Annotated in this window: 10 protein-coding genes and 3 pseudogenes; 5 read left to right on the top strand and 8 right to left on the bottom strand. The window is 52.4% G+C overall.

What is annotated here, in order from left to right; all coding sequences use genetic code 11:
• Nucleotides 1–2: 2 nt before the first annotated feature.
• The 5 genes from CRN80_RS00685 to CRN80_RS00665 are packed head-to-tail and all read right to left on the bottom strand — an operon-like array spanning nt 3 to nt 7,722.
• Complete coding sequence (locus tag CRN80_RS00685; RefSeq protein WP_098949327.1) at nt 3–875, bottom strand: hypothetical protein; 873 nt, start codon at nt 873–875, stop codon at nt 3–5.
• Nucleotides 872–3,148, bottom strand: coding sequence for a hydantoinase B/oxoprolinase family protein (locus CRN80_RS00680; RefSeq protein WP_098949326.1), 2,277 nt, complete (start codon nt 3,146–3,148; stop codon nt 872–874). The genes CRN80_RS00685 and CRN80_RS00680 overlap by 4 nt, the downstream gene beginning before the upstream one ends.
• Nucleotides 3,149–3,185: 37 nt before the next feature.
• Nucleotides 3,186–5,333 carry a hydantoinase/oxoprolinase family protein gene (locus CRN80_RS00675; RefSeq protein WP_098949325.1) on the bottom strand — a complete coding sequence of 716 codons (2,148 nt, stop codon included), beginning with the start codon at nt 5,331–5,333 and terminating at the stop codon, nt 3,186–3,188.
• A gap of 41 nt (nt 5,334–5,374) precedes the next feature.
• Entirely contained in the window at nt 5,375–5,776 is a 402-nt protein-coding gene (locus CRN80_RS00670) for an acetone carboxylase subunit gamma (RefSeq protein ID WP_178081011.1), read from the bottom strand.
• Between the two features lie 2 nt (nt 5,777–5,778).
• Nucleotides 5,779–7,722, bottom strand: coding sequence for a hydantoinase/oxoprolinase family protein (locus tag CRN80_RS00665; RefSeq protein ID WP_098949324.1), 1,944 nt, complete (start codon nt 7,720–7,722; stop codon nt 5,779–5,781).
• A gap of 505 nt (nt 7,723–8,227) precedes the next feature.
• On the opposite strand from CRN80_RS00665, the gene CRN80_RS00660 reads away from it, so the two are divergent.
• Nucleotides 8,228–10,183 (top strand): sigma-54-dependent Fis family transcriptional regulator, encoded by a 1,956-nt coding sequence (locus CRN80_RS00660; protein WP_098949323.1) that lies wholly within the window; start codon nt 8,228–8,230, stop codon nt 10,181–10,183.
• Nucleotides 10,184–11,460: 1,277 nt separating this feature from the next.
• Here CRN80_RS00660 and CRN80_RS00650 read toward each other — a convergent pair.
• Both CRN80_RS00650 and CRN80_RS00645 read right to left on the bottom strand, forming a co-directional pair.
• Nucleotides 11,461–11,766, bottom strand: a complete 306-nt coding sequence (locus CRN80_RS00650) for a superinfection immunity protein (RefSeq protein WP_098949322.1) — start codon at nt 11,764–11,766, stop codon at nt 11,461–11,463.
• 108 nt (nt 11,767–11,874) lie between these two features.
• Nucleotides 11,875–12,108: a DUF2388 domain-containing protein gene (locus CRN80_RS00645; protein WP_371861817.1), complete on the bottom strand. Its 234-nt coding sequence runs from the start codon at nt 12,106–12,108 to the stop codon at nt 11,875–11,877.
• A gap of 15 nt (nt 12,109–12,123) precedes the next feature.
• Here CRN80_RS00645 and CRN80_RS32015 point away from each other — a divergent pair.
• The 4 genes and pseudogenes from CRN80_RS32015 to CRN80_RS32005 all read left to right on the top strand — a co-directional run.
• Nucleotides 12,124–12,338 (top strand): annotated as a pseudogene (locus tag CRN80_RS32015) (transposase); the annotation flags it as partial.
• 210 nt (nt 12,339–12,548) lie between these two features.
• On the top strand, nt 12,549–14,114 hold the full coding sequence (locus CRN80_RS00635) for a PAS domain-containing methyl-accepting chemotaxis protein (RefSeq protein ID WP_098949319.1): 1,566 nt from the start codon (nt 12,549–12,551) through the stop codon (nt 14,112–14,114).
• Between the two features lie 1,090 nt (nt 14,115–15,204).
• A pseudogene (locus CRN80_RS32010) lies at nt 15,205–15,939 on the top strand (MCP four helix bundle domain-containing protein); the annotation flags it as partial.
• A gap of 42 nt (nt 15,940–15,981) precedes the next feature.
• Entirely contained in the window at nt 15,982–16,845 is an 864-nt protein-coding gene (locus CRN80_RS32005; protein ID WP_371861816.1) for a methyl-accepting chemotaxis protein, read from the top strand.
• A gap of 75 nt (nt 16,846–16,920) precedes the next feature.
• Here CRN80_RS32005 and CRN80_RS00625 read toward each other — a convergent pair.
• Nucleotides 16,921–17,354: pseudogene (locus CRN80_RS00625) on the bottom strand (chloride channel protein); the annotation flags it as partial.
• Between the last annotated feature and the right edge of the window lies 1 nt (nt 17,355).

Raw genomic sequence — 17,355 nt, 5'->3', positions numbered from 1 at the left:
ACTCAGGCGCGTCTGCGCAGTAACTCCAAGGTTTCCAATACAGTCTCGGGATGAAGCCCGGGATTAACTGATGCAAAGTAAAACTCGCCGTCGGTCAGAGGATTGGGAACGCTGTGAGTGAACTCGGCGCTGATATCCCTACCCCGGGACAACGATCCAGTGTTGGCTCTTGCCTCTGTAATCACGGTGTCGAACTCATCCAGCCCGCTATCAGGTACCGAGGTACCTGGAGGCAAGCGCAGACCAAGCGACCAACCATAGTGCCGCACCACGTTGACGACAGAACTGTAGCGCTGCAGGTCGGCGGCGCTGAAGGCAGAATCACCCGCAGCTTCCTCCAATAACACTCCGCTTACAGGGGTGGTGGACACTGCCCGCAGCAGATCGGCCAGATACATGCTGGCATCCTCTACGATGTCAGCATCCGGTGTTTCGTCAGGTTGGTCGGCCAACCAATTGGCATGGCGCAACCAATGCCGTGGTGAAGGCATGGCAATCACCAGTGGCACCCGCCCCCGCAACTGAGAGTCCACCGCACCGATGACTTCAGCGAGCAATGCCTTGGGCTCCTCCTCACTTAACAAGGCACGCAACGCTGTCGTCGGACGGCGCCGCTTGGGAAGGCGGCTTTCTAATCCACCATTACGGGCTATCCATGAATCGAACAGCTCGCCTACTTCCAAAACTGCGACATCCGTTTTAAGCAAACCGTGGGCCTGTGAAAACCAGGCGAGAAAACTCGCCGAGCTAGTCCAGACATCGGCGTCTGCGCTACCTTGCAACAGACGCCGGGTATAGGCTGAGGATTTAAGCCATATACGTATGGCTCCGTTGCCTGCCGGTAGAGGCAAATGCTCGGCAAATGGCGTACTCATCTTTTTTCATCCATTAATGCTCCTGCTGCTGCAAGCCGGTTTTCCAGTTCTTCGATACGTACATCTTTTGGATGACGCATGTAGTTAGGCATGGGCTCGTTGGCATGGCGGGTTTTGTCCGGAGTGCCCATGTAGAGTGTTTCGGTGTCGTCACCCCAGCAACCGAAGAATGGAAGATGAGCAGGCGGCTTCGGTTTGTTCCAGGACTTGATGAACTCCGCGTAAGGGATGCCACGGGAGAGCCGGTCTTTGCGTTCGTTGTCGCGCAGCGTCCGAGTCGCCTGATGGTCGATAATGAGGGTGTCTGGAGCAATTTTGACCTTGTACAAACGCTCAGCCACACCATGTGAGATCAGCTCTTCTTCTAGGTCTTTAACGACCAAAGCCGGATCGCGTTCCAGCAAGTCGCCGTAACCCGCACCGGCCCCTTGAGAAATCATGAACAGCTCACCGCGATTGGAAATCTCAAAACCCATGCCCATGTGATGGGTGGTGTAAGTGGCTCCATCAAATGACTGATCGTTCATGATCTCCTCGATGGAGTGCTTGAATTTTTCCGGTTCATTGAGCAGCACATCGTAGACATCCACGCCCTTGACCTTGGACAGCGGATAAGTGCCACAGGCATATCCCCCAAACAGGCCTTGGAGCGGGGGAACCTTGGCACCTTGAGCCGTGGTCATGAAGCCCCATTCTTCACTATCTTTGGTCGCCACAATCATGGTGTAGCCCTGGCCGCCACGAAATTTGCCCGGGGCGATAGCGTCGCGGGTCATTTTCTTGGAGACCAGTTGCAGGAACGGTACGTCCTCTTCGTTCAGTTCTTGCTCGCCGACATCCGCCATGGTGGCGAAGATTGGCTGCAAGCCCGGTTCGCCATCCATGTCCACGCGTGCACCACCGCCCATGCCGTTGAGGTCAGCACACAGGTTGCCAAGCGTTTCTCCATGCTGGCTGACACCGCCCCAAATGAAGGTGTTGATCATATTGAAGCTGGGCGCATGGACTTTGGTGTATTTTTCCGGGCAGCTATAGAGGAATTTGGCGACGGCGTGTTGGCCGGCGGTGAATCCGGTGAATATGGACATCAAACTCTGCGAGTTGGGTGCGTTGTAAGACGAGTTAAGGATGGAGAAGGGGTCTGTGATCACTTCGATAGGCGCAAAGGCCGCTTGCCCGCGGGGTAGATCGGGCCAGATGTAGCACATTACCAACTGCGAGAGCATGCCCTTAAGTCCGGCGAGGACGGTGTTAGTAGGGCGGTTGGTAAATTCCGGTGCAGAGCCACGGAAGTCGAAGATAAGCCTGTCGCCCTTTTTGGTCAGTTGGCAATTGATTTTGGCGATGCAGTTTTCACGCAGCGTGGAGTCTTGAACGATGAACGTGCGCACGGTCATGTCAGGCCATTCGCTGATACGACGTTTGACCTCGGTGCGCACGTTTTCCATGGTCAAGCGCAGGGTGGCAATCAGGGCATCCGGGCCATCGGTTTTGAGGACATCCTCAATTCGCTGCTTAATGCGCAGGCAGCCATAGAGTTTGACTTTCATGTCCTCGTACTGGAGCTTGGGCTCGCGTACCGAGTTTTGCAGGAATGTCAGCAAGTCGCGTTTGATCTGGTAGTTTTCCACTACCTTGAACGGGCTCATTTTCAGCCCTTCATCGCTAGGGCTTTCTGCCATAGACGGCATCCCCCCGGGTTCGATCGCACCGTTTTCGCCTTCATGAACCGTGGCGGCTACCCAGCAAACCAGTTTTCCTTCGTGGAAAATCGGAAGGATCATGCTCTGGTCGGTGTTGTGTACGTTGCCATAGCGTGAGTCATTGTGAATGAAGCCATCGCCGTCGCGGACACCCACAGTAGGTTCGTTGATCCAGTTCTTGATGATGAACTTAATCGGATGGTGCACCAAGGCTGAAAACAGCAGCACGCCGCCAGCACTGGCGATTGCTAGATCCCCCGATGCTGAGTAGACGCCGGTGATGACATCGCCCCATTTTGCACCCGGGGCGGCACCCATCTGTTCGACCATCTCATAGCCTTCGTCACAACCCGATTGCAGGCGGTCACGAATCTTCGCGATTGTGTGGGTGTCATTTTGTTTGTGGATGCTGATGTCTTCTTGTTCCGAACGCTCCATCAAGTCATGGTTGTTCATGATCTCCGGATCCGGGGCGAGGAATAGCGTCGTGTCCTCAAGGAATTTCTTGATCAGCGCAGCATCTTCTGGACTGGGAGCCTGGCCGGGTGTTTTGATCGAAATATCGTTCATGTCTGGATCCTTTCTCGAGTTTTTTAAATTCAATTGATCAATGGGTGGATTGATCGCGAAGAAACCAAGAGGCGTTCTGCAGTGCCGCGACGAAGTTCCATCCAGGGTTAACCAGGAAGGTGGTGACTTCAGAGGCCACAATCGCCGGCCCACGTATTTGCACTCCAGGATCAATATCTGAACGATTCCAGACCGGTGTATCAAAGGCCTCCTTGTGGCCTGCGAAGTAGCATTGGCGAGTAGACGAAGGTGCTGGTGGTTGTTTGCGCTGCTCTAATGGCACTGGCTTGATGTTGCCAAACTGCACTGTCTCATGGTGCACATAAGCAGCCACTCGGATGGTGTTAATGCGGATACCGGCTTCTGGGGCTTGTGATCCTTCTCCGAATCGGCTGCCATAGTCAGTGGAAAACTGGGCTATGAGGGCCAATACATCGGCAGGGCCATGCACCGAGTGCTGGGGAATGACTGCCGTTGTCTGGACTAACTGGTTGCCGTAGCGCATGTCCAGTTCCAGGTTGTGACGGATGTCCTCGCGCTCGATGCCTTGGCGCAAGAGGTCTTGAGTGCCGCGTTCCTTGAGCGCCGCCACGATATCGTTGAATCGGTCGTAGTCGTCGAACAAGTGACGCGTGTTGGAGTCGTACAGCACCATGTACAGAGACTTTTCGTGGATATGTAGCTGGTGAATATTGCCCGCACCTACGGCTGAGAACACCGAGCTGAATGGCGGAGCAAGGATCCTGTCAATGTTGAGGTTCTGCGCAATGCTGCAGCAGTGCAACGGGCCGTTGCCCCCATAGGCCAGCATGGTGAAGTCTTTGGGGTCGTAGCCTCGAGCACGCAGTTCCGTGAACAGGCCGTTAGCCATGTTGTCGTCGACTTTCTCGCGGATGAGCAAGGCTGCCTCGATCACATCGCAGTCCAAATCTTCGCAGATGGTGTCTTCGATGGCCGTCACGGCCCGTCGCGCATTGAGGGGAATGGAACCTCCTGCATAATTTTCTGCGCTGAGGTAGCCGAGTACCAAGTCGGCGTCCGTCACCGTTGGCTTCAAACCGCCACGGTCGTAGCAGGCAGGGCCAGGGTCAGATCCCGCTGACTCGGGCCCACATTTAACGGTGCTGTACATGCTGTCAAAGCTCGCGACCGAGCCGCCGCCTGCACCCAAGGTCACCAGATGCACCATAGGTACCGAGACCATCCAGCGGTCGATGACGGGGTTGAAGTCGTAGTGCTTGATGCCCCCATCGACCACAATACCGATGTCGTAGCTCGTACCACCCATGTCAGTCGCAACGACGTTTCCGAGCCCCGCCTGCATGGCCAGATGCTCTGAGGCGGCGATACCCGATACCGGGCCAGAGTGGATAGTTTGCAATGCGTCGGTGGAGTTAAGCTGGGCCATGCCGCCCGAGTTATGAATCACCAACATCGGCTGTTCGTATTGGTGCGTACGCAGGTTTTGCTCCAGCGTCGAAAGCGCGTGGTACATGGTGGAGTGAAGATATCCGTCGATGATAGCCGAGGCTGAGCGTACGTATTCACCCTTACGACCCGATACCTGGTGCGACAGGATGATTGGGATAGCTCCCAGCAAATGGGAGGGATATTCCTCCTGCAGAATCTCTTCGATACGTTGCTCGTGTTCCGGGTTAACCACGGAATTGAGTAGTGAGACGACAATGATCTGTGCGCCTCTATTCACCAGTTCGCGGATCTGCAAGCGAACATTGTCTTCATCAAGGGCCATGACGAGCTTGCCCTCGAAATCCAGCCGCTCGCGAACGCCTCGAATCATGCTAGGTAGCACCAGTGGATCAGGTCGACTGGCGTTGGGTATGTCCGTTTGGCCGAGGATGTCCAGCCCCTCGCCATAGCCGCGACCACGGCTCAGAGGGACAGTTGCCTCATAGCCGCAGGTCACCAGCATGCCGATTTTGGGGCCCTTGTGTTCGATCAAAGCGTTGGTGCCCAGGGTGGTCGCATAGCGAACCGAATCCACGCTCGAGAGGACATCGGCCAATTCCAAGTTAAGCGTCTTGCAGCCTTTGCCCAGTGCTTGATTGAAACCCAGTGCGAGGTTGTGATGGGTGGTCAGTGCTTTGGTTTCGATGTATTTGCCATCCCAAACCACGAAGCAATCGGTGAATGTCCCACCAATATCGACAGAAACTCGTCTCATATCATTTCCCTTTTTCTTGTAATTGAGTGGAAGTGAATTGCTTAGTGTTTGTGGTCGTCTGAGCGCTGGATTACAGCAGGGCCGACGCTTACTTCGAGAACTTCAGGACGGCTCGCCCACTGTGCGCGCAAGGCAGGCAGATCAGGCTGCATGTCATGCAGAGGAGGGTGACCAGGAGGGACATACTCGGTTTCTACCTGGGTACCGCATTTGGCACAGTAATACTCAAGAATGCGTACCCATTCCGGATCGGGGCTGAACGTGTATCGATATTTTTCCGGTGCCAGGATAGGTGGGTGGATATCCCGTGGATCACGGTCATATACCAGCATGCCTTCCTTGTATCCCTTATGGGCTGTACCGATGACGTGGTCGCAAACCCGACATTCCCATTGCTCCGCATCCAGGTCTAGGCGCAGGTATTCGGTCATTAATACTTTCATGTTCATGCCTCCCTGTTCAGTAAGATGTCTTGGTGGTCGCTGATGACAAACGTCCAACCGTCGAGCACCTTGCAGGTGAAGAAGTCCTCTTCGATGATCGCGGGCCCTTGGGCAAAATCGCCGACTTTCAAATCAGCTAATCGATAAACCGGAACATCAACGCGACCATTATTGCGAGTCAGAACATTACGAGTCGTACTGGAGAGGGCGGCAGTTGTAGGAACGAATCGAACCGACTGATTTGCGTCTTGACGCAATTGTTTGACAGCAGTGACTTCAAGTTCGGCGATGTGAGCCTCAGTCAGTGCAGATTGATAACCCGACTCACTTTGTAGTGGGAAAATGAGTTCCTGGCCTTTGGTATCGGTTATAACAAGGCGTGATTTGATGACGTAGTCGTCGGCTTGAAAGCCTTCAGCGAACATATCGCGCCCGGCCTTCAGACTCAGCTCTGCCAATGCGTCTTCAACATGGTCGTGGCTACGTTGGTCAGCGTCCAGCACCACGCTGTAACGATGGGAGATATCACAGGTGCCGATGCCGAACGCACTGAACACTGCTGCCATGTAAGGAACTGCTACACGATTGATGCCGGCGTTCTCGGCCACGCCACAAGCATTGAGAGGGCCTGCTCCACCAAAAGCAAGCAGTACGGTTTCCCGGCTGACTTGGGTTACGCGCAGTATCTCACTGGCAATCTTGGCCTCATATGCGCGCTCCATCTCCCTCAGGGCAGCGTCCGGCTCCAGGCCCAGAGGAGAAGCGATATGGATGGAGATAGCGGTCGCCGCGCGATCCAGATCCAGTTGCATGCCTCCACCAAAGTAGGATTTTGGATCAAACAAACCCGAGAGCAAGCTGGCATCGGTAATAGTTGCTTGCGTGCCGCCTCGACCAAAAGCCGCAGGCCCAGGTACAGCCCCGACACTGTCAGGGCCGATAACGATTTTGTTATCGACCACTTTGAAAATCGAACTACCACCAGCACCGGCGCTGGTGATTTCACTCAGAGGGAATGAAACACTGATACCTTCAACCCGACCTCGCCGCACTTCGGACACGCTTCCCTCTATGCATTGGCCGATGTCAGTGGTGGTACCGCCGACATCTATAGCAACAACGTCACTCATCCCATAACGGATCGCAAAGGATTTCATACCCTCCATGCCGCCACGGGGCCCGGAGCTGTAGGTTTTCACGGCGACAGTTTTGGCAACACGGGACGCATCGCCGTCGTTGCGAAATATCAGCAGTGGATTTTTCGTGTTGAAGCCCCGGAGCCGATTTTCCGCATTGAACAGAAACTGCTCCATTGCAGGGTGCAGAAAGGAGTTAATCAGGGCTGTCCAAGTGCGGCGTACAGGATCCGCATCCATGCTCAGGTCACTGCCATAGAGCGTAGGGACAGCGCCAAGTAGATGGCGGGGGTATTTGCGCAGCACGACTTTGCGGAAAATATTCTCCAACGCTTCGAAGTTCTTGTCAGAAAAACTGACGACGATGCGGTTGGCGCCCGCGGCGGTGAGAGTGTTAATGGATTTTACAATTTCCATCTCCGCATGTTCGATGCCCAGTGTTGAGGTGTCCAGCAAACTGACGCGTTGGCCCACCAAGGCATCGTACAAGTCAACATCATGCTGTTTTATCAGTTCTGAGAGTTCACTGTCGTTGAGACTGGTGATCAACCCGAGCTTAGGGCCCTTTCTCTCGCATATTGCATTAGTGCCTTGAGTTGTGGAGTAGCGGATCAGGTCTACTTCCTCAAGCAGCCGCCGTACATCGGGCTCCCCATAAAGCACGCCGGAGGCTTTTTTCAGGCCTTCGAAAAAACAGTTGCTTAGATCATAGGGAGTGGTGAGTACCTTGGTCTTTTTGACGTCGGTATCGGTGAGTATGCAGATGTCGGTGAGTGTTCCACCGTTATCAATATTAATTTGTAATGTCACGGGTCTATGTCCTTTTGTTTGTTATCGGTCGAATGGTGTTGTTATGCACCATCCTCCGTATTGCCGTTGCCGGCTTAGGCTCTTGAGCGTGTGACGCTTCACTGCATGTGAGCAGCTTCTTTGCGGCTGCGAAGTAAGAGAGAGCAAACGGCATGCCATAACGTCGATGATATTTAGTCAATTGATTTCTATGGTATTAATTATTGACTCTAAGTTTTCTTTGGGCGGGTTGATGGGTAAACCGTTTGATTCTCGGACGGATGAGTGGATGATTTTCGTTCGATTTCAAGGGGAGGCAAATCTGGATGTCGTTCGGGCTTTGAATAAACCAATACGACGCCGCTGATCTTCTTCATCTGTGTGTGGGGGTGCGCGCGTGCGGGTGAAGGGGTACAGTTAAGACGCACCTCTATGAGGTGCGTGGTTTGAATGGGCGTATTGTACTTTTAGCTCTCGCCCTGAAAACCAGACAGGGACATCAATAATAAGAATAGAGGGTGTGTCTATGAATGCTCCGTACCTGGAATTCGTCTACCCGAGACCAGAACACGACGGTCAGGTATTGGCCGCTTGGGAGAGCGTCCTCAATGGCGCTGAAACACCTGCTTCGGTCTTGCGCTATCCAGTGGGCGACTCCTGGAGGCGCTGCCTGGACAAAAACGTCAACCCTACGCTTCGACACGCGCCGGAACCGGTAAATCGGGCGCAACTCGAGACCATACGCGACAGTCAGGCGCGCCTACTGGACGTCAGTACAGAAGCCATGGCGGTGGCCAATCAATTTCTTGCCCAAACCGGAACGATCATTGTATTGGCCGATAGCAGCGGCATGATTATCGAAACAGGCGGTGACCTGCAGACCCTCAAAAGCGCGGAACACATTCATCTGCTTCCTGGCAGTCCGTGGAGCGAAGATATCTGTGGGACTAATGCGATTGGCACCGCGCTGATGCTGCAACGTCCTGTACAGGTACATGCCGGTGAGCATTTTTGTGAAGGAATCCAGCGATGGACTTGTTCTGCCACAGTGATCCGCGACCCGTCTGATGGCCATATTCTTGGGGTACTGAACGTTTCGGGAGAGTCTCAGACCTACAACCGCCATACGCTGGCGTTGGCCGTCAGCACAGCTGAGCGGATTGAATTGGCCTTGGCCAACCAAAAAGCCGAAACCGGCTATCGGCTGCTGGATGCGTCATTGGATCTGTGGCGGGATAGAGGCGATTGCATCATGTTGTTTGATGAAAAAGGCTTCCTGATAAAGGCAAATACCCATGCCTATGGTGCGTTGGTTGCTCGAGGCGTAGATATCAGTTTCACTCGTGATTTTCGACTGACTTCACTCTGCCTGGATGATAAAGGACGATTGACAGATGTCTTGCCACAGTGGCTGTCAGTCGACTGGCTGCAGCCGGTTGTTGCACAAGGTTTGCGTTTGGGAACATTACTCCGTATCCCCTGTAAATCCCTTGGCCGGCCTGGTGTTGACAGAACGGCCGACCATAGAGAAATGGAAACACTGGTCGGATTTGACCAGATCACCGGCAAGAGTCCGGCGCTGGTCGAAGCTCTTCGCAAAGCCAGGCAATTGGCCTGCTCCAATGTACCGATATTGCTGCAGGGAGAAACCGGGGTGGGCAAGGAGGCCTTCGCCCAAGGCATTCATTATTCCGGCGTGGGTAAAAATGGCCCGTTTGTTTCCATCAATTGTGGAAGTCTCTCCAAGGATTTGCTCTCCAGTGAATTATTTGGCTACGCCGAAGGCGCATTTACCGGGGCTCGTCGTGGAGGTATGAAGGGCAAGATAGAGGCGGCAAACGGGGGCACTCTGTTCTTGGATGAAATAGGTGAAATGCCCTTGGACTTGCAGAGTTATCTGCTGCGAGCACTGGAGGAGGGGGAAATATATCGACTGGGCGAGACAGAACCGCGCAAGGTCAACTTTAGATTAGTTGCAGCGACACACCGTGATTTACGTGAGGATGTTACAAATCAACGCTTCCGAGGCGATTTGTTCTATCGGATAGCAGTGACAAGTGTTGGAATTCCCCCATTGCGTGATCGCAAGGAAGATATTCCAAGGTTGGTGGAGCACCTGCTAACCAGCTTGGCCCATCGACACGGTATTCCAGTACCCTTAGTGGAAGACGAAGTGCTGGGCTATCTAGTTGCTTATTTGTGGCCGGGTAACGTCCGGGAATTACGTAACGTGATTGAGGGCATGTTGCTGATGGGCGGGGAAGTCTTGAGGCGTTCTGATTTGCCCTCCTATGTGCACGAAGTCGCGATTGTGCGCAGCGACAGACCCGTTGGTAGCTTGAGGGAAAGCGAGTGTCAGGTCATTGCCAGCACAATTGAGCGTTATCGAGGCAATCTTACTCTGGTCGCCAAAGAGCTTGGCATAGCTAAAAGCACTCTTTACTTGCGCATGAAGCGTTACGGAATTAACCGTCAAGCGTAAGGCTACTTTTCCCGCATTAACATCAGGCACAATGGGGCTCAAATCCCCATTGAAACCGGATCCACAATTAACTGATCGCAGCTTCTGCTGCCAACACCGCACTGTTGCTCAAGCGTTTAGCACCGGCGCTTTTAGTTCTGTGCGGGGCTATTGCCCAACTCTGCCATCGGAGGGGGCTGCTACCAATTCGACCCCCTATCAAGTGATGACGGGGTTCGCTATCGAGGCTAAAGAGGAGTCGTCCCGCTTGTCGGAAATGCCTGCTGACGCTGACAATGCTGAGTACGCAGCTCGCTCAGGGCTACTTGAACTGAACGGCTTTCCGCAGTGGCTTCCAAGTTTATCTGGTTGTACTCGCGTCTTATCCAAGGTCTGCGTCCGGGCATCACTCCTTGCGTGATAGAACTGGCTGTCATTTATGCTTGAGCATGCTCGATTTCACTCGCCCACTACGTCGACAGGCGCGTGAGATCATCCTTTAGATCGGCGTAAATGACTTGGTCGGACGCACACAGACAAACACTTGATTCGATCCCTCCATCATTTGCTTCTTGCGTCATAGTCAATGGTGGAACTACTGCCACTCTCAAATCTAAAGGGCTAACCGCCTTTATCGTCCTCGGAGAATTTTTAATTAATGGCCAATATGCATTTTGAATGCCGAGGGAATATTCCAGGAGCGACCCATGGGTGAGAGTTCGTGGAAGCCAAGTGGGACGGTCACGACTGCGTAATGCTCGAAGGTGTCCTCTACGACCTGTCGATCTTTCAAAGCAGCTGCGCCACTAAAACGCCAATCAACCTCAAAACCTTCATCAGCCAGCAGTTTGGTAAGGGTAAGGGAGCACTGGCTTGCCGGTATGCATGGAGTTTTGTCCAAATTTTTCTCAATGGGGTGTGTCCGGCCAAGTCATCTACTCAGCCCCGGAAAAACCAAGTTAGCTCCCGCCAATTACCACGAATATAGGTATTGGGAGCGCTAGCTCCAACCAATTGTACGTCCAACACATTTGGGTTGTATTCCCGTTACTGGCTTAAGACACCTAATTCTTGGTGTGCCAGTCAAAGAGTTTTTTTCGGATATTGAAAGCAAGATCGAACAACGGGAGTTTCTTTTAGAAGTTATCCACAGCGATGATGCTGATGAGCTACGGCGGCTGGTCGCGTTTGTAGGGAAGGTTCGTAAGTTACAGAAGAGGCCCTAACGTAAAACTTCTATCACGCTGCGGCTCAAGCAAGCCAATAATTAGATCTAATCTTGCATGACAACAGCATATTCAAATTTTGTCGTCATCAAGCGGTAAAACTTTGGCCATATAAAACGCTAAAATCCAACCCAAGCCCGTCCAACCTGCGAGAAAGTTCAGTTTGAAAGTCGATGCTCGTGCCTTGGACTTAGTCCTGATAGAACATATCGCTGGAAAAAAGTACAAGGCCATAGTGCTGGATGTGAAAACCATCCTGGCAATTATCGCAACTGCGCCATCTCCTTCTTTGCACAGATAGCTGACAGCACACACCGGAATCAATATTGCCAGCCCGAAAACCTTCATTAAAACGCCCTCTGAGGTAGGTGTCATCATGCCAATGAAGGCACGATGAGATCGTTCTGTGGGGGGGCTAGATCGAATACGGTAAGGGATCTATCGCCTGATAGGCAGTTATAGGCAGTTACAGAGCTCTATGAGGCCTCAGAAAGACGCAGCTATCGCCTGTGCAAGCTGCTGGTCGGACATCAGCGGAGAGCTGTAAGTAGCCCTGTAGAAGCGTGACGCCTGTTCAAACTGCGAGCCACGAATTTCGCCATCTGAGCCAATGAATGCAAGTGCATCAGGTTTGGCTGGCTTGAAATTTTTCGTGGCCAGCATCGTCAGCGCTGTCGTTCCTGAAAGAAGGACGGTTGGAGCCATTGTTATCATCATCAGTTAGGCCGCTAGAGTTTTGCCCTGCAACCCTTGGCCGATCGATTGCTTGAATTACTGCATCAACGCCTGATTTTGCATGCCGAAGAAACCCCGGTGCAGCAAATGGATCCCGGCAAGGGAGAAACCAACCGGGCCTATCTGTGGTGTTATCGCAGCACCGACCCTGGATGAGAGGTCAGGCGTTGCCATGTTCGACTATCAGTACCGGACGCAGTGGTGAGTATCTTCGTCACAGAATTTTCGAGTCCGCGAAGCATCCCAATACCGACCTGCATGCTGAATCAACCTGTAAGTTAAGTCGATGATTTTATTGAGGTGTGAATACTCGCGTTGCCGGACTTGTCATTTTTTACGACACGCAATGAGTGTGGCGCGCATTACTGACTCACATTTTCCACATTGTTGCCGATGCTTTACCTATAGGAATAGGAGCAATACCGATGAGAAACAATCAACCGGTCACGCAGCGCGAGGTTGTTCTCGGGCTTCAGCAAAAACTCATCTCCACAACGGACGCACGAGGTGTCATAACGTACTGCAATGATGCGTTCGTCGATATAAGCGGTTTCGAGAAAGCGGGCCTGATCGGCGCGCCCCAAAATATCGTTCGTCACCCTGATGTACCTCCTGCCGTATTCGCCCATATGTGGGGCGCGCTAAAGCAAGGCAAGCCATGGATGGGCATCGTCAAGAATCGTTCGAAAAACGGAGATCACTACTGGGTCAATGCCTATGTCACCCCGATTTTCGACGGTGTCCAGATCGTAGGCTACGAATCGGTCAGGGTGAAGCCGACCGCTGAACAGATTCGTCGCGCGGAAACGCTGTACAAACGCATCAGTCTCGGGAAATCAGCCATACCATACCGTGATAGATGGCAACCGGCTCTGCTCGCTTCGTTGCCGACTGTTGTCATGGGTTTAGTAGGCACGCTGTGTGGCGCGATGCTCGGCATTCCTGAAGCTATGATGCTAGCTGTCGCAATATCAGTACCTATAGGCCTGCTAGTGTCGCATCGACAAAACCAAGGGGCGTTGCGTCTGCTGGGAATGTCGGAAGCTTCAACCTCCGATTCGCTGCTGGCGAAGATGTACAGCGACGAACGCGGCCCTCAGGCGCGCCTTGAAACTGCGTTCGTCAGCCAGGCTTCCCGACTCAAGACCTGTCTCACTCGATTGCACGACGCGGCTGAACAATTGAACGAGTTGGCCGGCAGATCCGATAGCCTTGCTGCGGACAGCTTCCGAGGACTCGAACGCCAGCGCGTCGAGACCGAGCAAGTATCAGCCGCTGTCAATCAGATGGCAGCCACAACGCAAGAAGTCGCCAGCCACGTTCAACGCACTGCTGACGCCACCCAGGAAGCCAGTGTGCTCACTGGGCGCGGACGCGAGGTGGCTCGAGACACCCGCGAAGCTATCCAATTGCTCTCGACGGTGGTGGGTGAAACCGAGCTAACAGTCGCTCAATTAGCCAAGGACAGTGATGAAATTGGCACAGTGGTCGACGTGATCAAAGGCATTGCCGATCAGACAAACTTGCTGGCGCTGAACGCGGCCATTGAAGCCGCTCGGGCGGGCGACATGGGCAGAGGTTTCGCGGTAGTCGCCGATGAGGTGCGTCAACTGGCTCAACGTACAACTGAATCAACCGCACAAATCCATAGCCTGATCTCAAAGTTGCAGGTCTCGTCTAACAACGCTGTAAAGATCATGGCGAGCGGACACCGCAGGGCCGAAGAAGGTGTGGCATGGGTGCTTGAAGCGGACAAAGCCCTGGTGGGTATCAGTGAAGCCGTAGCGAATATCACTGACATGACTACCCAGATTGCCGCTGCGACTGAAGAGCAAACTGCGGTTGCTGAGGAAATCAGCCGCAACATCAACACAATCGTGGATCTTGCCGATCAGACGTCTGAGCAAGCAAGGCATTCGGCTGAGCTAAGCAGCGAGTTGACTCAGACAGCCAAGATTCAATATTCGTTGGTTGAGCGGTTCAACCGTTAGTTCATCAGAGTGAAAGCGCAGACGTCACATAAGAGTTTTGCTACTTATAAAAGGCGGCGTAAATTTAAAGTCGAATTTGACTAAATACTCCGTAATATTAGGTTTTGGTTTCTTTCGATGCTCGGCGAGCAAGTGGTCAAGCGTTTTTTAACTGAAATCGGCAGTTCTTCGTCGCGGACGCAGACATATTCTGTCGACTAGCCCAAGTATCGGCAAGGCGTACCTAGCGAAGTTTTAGCTCTTGGGCAAAGGCCTCTGCTGCAATCTTGGGAAGTATGCCGATGCCTAGGCGTAGTTCGGCTAACTAGGCCAGCTATGCATGATCTCTTTCTCAGAGAGTCATCAGATTTAGAGCGAAGATTCTCTATCTGCTCTCTTGCTCGATATTTAGAAATTTTGAGAAATTGATAGCCAACTTGAGCGCTCCGCTTGCGTAGATTACTCAGCGCTTCCAACGTACTTCGTCTTAACAATGATATGCGCCCAATGATGACGGCTGCAGTTGATGCCGTGGAGCGTACTCTCCGATCTGGTTTAAATACACAACGCAGAACTGCTTCTCGTAAACCTCTTCCAGAAGGGTGAGTACACCGATGATCTCTTTTTCAACTCCAAATCTAAGTCCACCGAGGACGTTATGGGCGCATTGTATGCGATCAATAGACGATGGGGCAGGGGGCCGTCTCCATACATCCTGATTAGTGTGTGCGGAGAGAGATAGTGAGCCAAAGTTTCGCGACCTGTGTTGATGATTTTTTGACATTGTACTGCCGACAACTAGCAACACTACGAGCTATCAGACGGTACTGAGAGTAAAACTAAATCACGGTTATGTTTGATGAGTGCTATGAGAGGTGTTTAGGCAGTGGCGTTTCTAGAATACATATTTCAAACTACAGCATTAAGAGGTCGAAATGCGAATTATTATTAAAGGCAATATTTCCAAGATTTATATACAGAGCTGACTTTGTCTATGAGGCACCAGGAGCAAAAAATAATATTAAATAAAAAAAATTATTAGCCGATAAATTTTCTGATCAATGGCACGCCTCTAGGTTAACCAGATCTCCCACTATGAAGAGAAAACTCTATGATTTGGTTCCTGAATCTACGCCTTGCGGCAAAGCTGTCGATATCGTTTTTGGTATGCGCATTGATAACTGTCGCGATCGGGTTCGTCGGGATGAGCGGTAACTCCAGGTTAGGCGACACAATCGCATCCATATTCGGCAACAATGTAACATCAATTAACAAGGTAAATGAGTCGCTTCAACAAGTAATTTATCACAATAGAGATCTGTACCTGCTGCTGGCACAAAAGGCTGGTAATGCAAGTGAAGCGGAACTCGCAACCACTCAAAAAGCATTATCTGATCGTAAGCGTGCGGTAGAGAGTTCATTCGCAATTTATCGTAGCACCCCTCTACGTGAAGACGAAAAAGTGCTGGGTGATAAATTTGAAACTGATTGGCCTTCCTACATAAAGGCGGCCGAGCAGTTCTCCAATACCTTGAACTCGGGGGATTTGCCAGGAGCGAGGTCGCTTCTGACAGGAGATGTAAGTAGTAAGTACGGTTTCGCTGAAAAGGAAATGCTGGGGATCATAGCATCTAATATTGATCAAGCAGACGATATGAAACGTGAGAGTGACGTACTCATTCAGAGCTCTAAGCTCACGTTGATTGCGGGCATGGTGATTGCTTTCGTTCTGGCAATGGGCTTGGGTCTTCTAATCACACGCCTTATTACGCGCCCCCTGTCTTACGCAGTAGCGGCTGCAGAGCTCATTGCCGCCGGTGATCTTACACAACGTATCGACGCAGGTAGCCAAGACGAAACCGGTCAGTTGCTTTCCTCCTTGGGTGGAATGCAGGCTAGCCTTAGAAATACAATCCAAAATATATCGAGTGCTTCAGATCGGCTTGCATCGGCAGCAGAAGAGCTAAGCGTCGTGACGGACGAAAGCACACGAGGCCTCACTCAGCAGAACAGCGAAATCGAGCAGGCAGCCACTGCTGTCAACGAGATGACAGCAGCTGTCGATGAAGTCGCTCGCAACGCTGTTACTACAGCAGAAATATCGCAACGCACGAATCAAGATGCCATGGCTGGTAAGAGCAAGGTTGGAGAGGCAGTTCTAGCAATTGAAGACATGGTTGGCGAAATAAATTCGTCTAGCTCGCAAGTTCAAGAGTTGGCTCATCAGACGAAAGAGATTAGCAAGGTACTTGAGGTGATTCGGTCGATTGCTGACCAAACCAATCTGCTGGCCTTGAATGCCGCCATTGAAGCGGCTCGAGCTGGGGAGCAAGGTCGCGGCTTTGCGGTGGTGGCTGACGAGGTGAGAGCCTTGGCTCATCGCACCCAGTCCTCCACTGTCGAAATTGAGGGGATGATTAATAGCGCGCAAACAAGCGCTACCTCAGTAGTACAAACCATGAGTAAGAGTCAGCGCCAGGCAGATAACACACGTCAGTTGGCGCAGGCTGCAGGCGTTGCGCTGGAATCGATCACTGAAGGCGTCGCTGCAATTACAGAGCGGAATCTGGTGATCGCAAGCGCCTCGGAAGAACAGGCACAGGTTGCTCGTGAGGTAGATCGTAATCTCGTGAACATTCAAAGCTTATCAGCTCAAACTGCTACAGGAGCACATCAGACCAATGCTTCGAGCCACGAACTATCGAGGCTTGCAGTGTCCTTCAATCAGCTGGTAGCCCAATTTAAGCTTTAGATCCGGATGAAAAGTACGTTTTACTGGCGCGCCTTTTAACTTACGTTACGCAGCACGATGCCCCGGTAAAGCCCATCAGACCTGATTCTTTGGCGTGGCATTGGGCTCTCCGGTCTGGAGAACGCTCCCTGCCAATTGCTCGTACAACTCATGCACCATTCTTGAGCTCACGGCCTTGGCAATCAAGGCTAGCGCGATGAGGCTGATCACCATAATGTGACTTTAAATCATCTCCATCACAATAGTGGCGGAGATGATTGGAGACTGAGTGACCGCAGCCAGAAAACCCATCACACAGAGTGCGATAGTTGGCTGCGCGGCCAGTTGGAACAGCTCTGCGGCATCCGCGCCGACAGCGGCTCCTACCGCCAGTGAAGGGGCAAAAATCCCGCCAGGGATACCCAAAAATATGTCACTACGGTCGCCAAGAAACGCGTAATTGGTGCGTGCCAGGGCAGGACAACACCGGATGCGATGACCTGGGAGGTAATGCCGTAGCAACTACCGAAT

Origin of the sequence: Pseudomonas sp. FDAARGOS_380 (assembly GCF_002591235.1) — a bacterium.
In the GTDB taxonomy this organism is placed as follows: domain Bacteria; phylum Pseudomonadota; class Gammaproteobacteria; order Pseudomonadales; family Pseudomonadaceae; genus Aquipseudomonas; species Aquipseudomonas salmasensis.
This window is presented reverse-complemented; position numbering and strand designations above follow the sequence as displayed.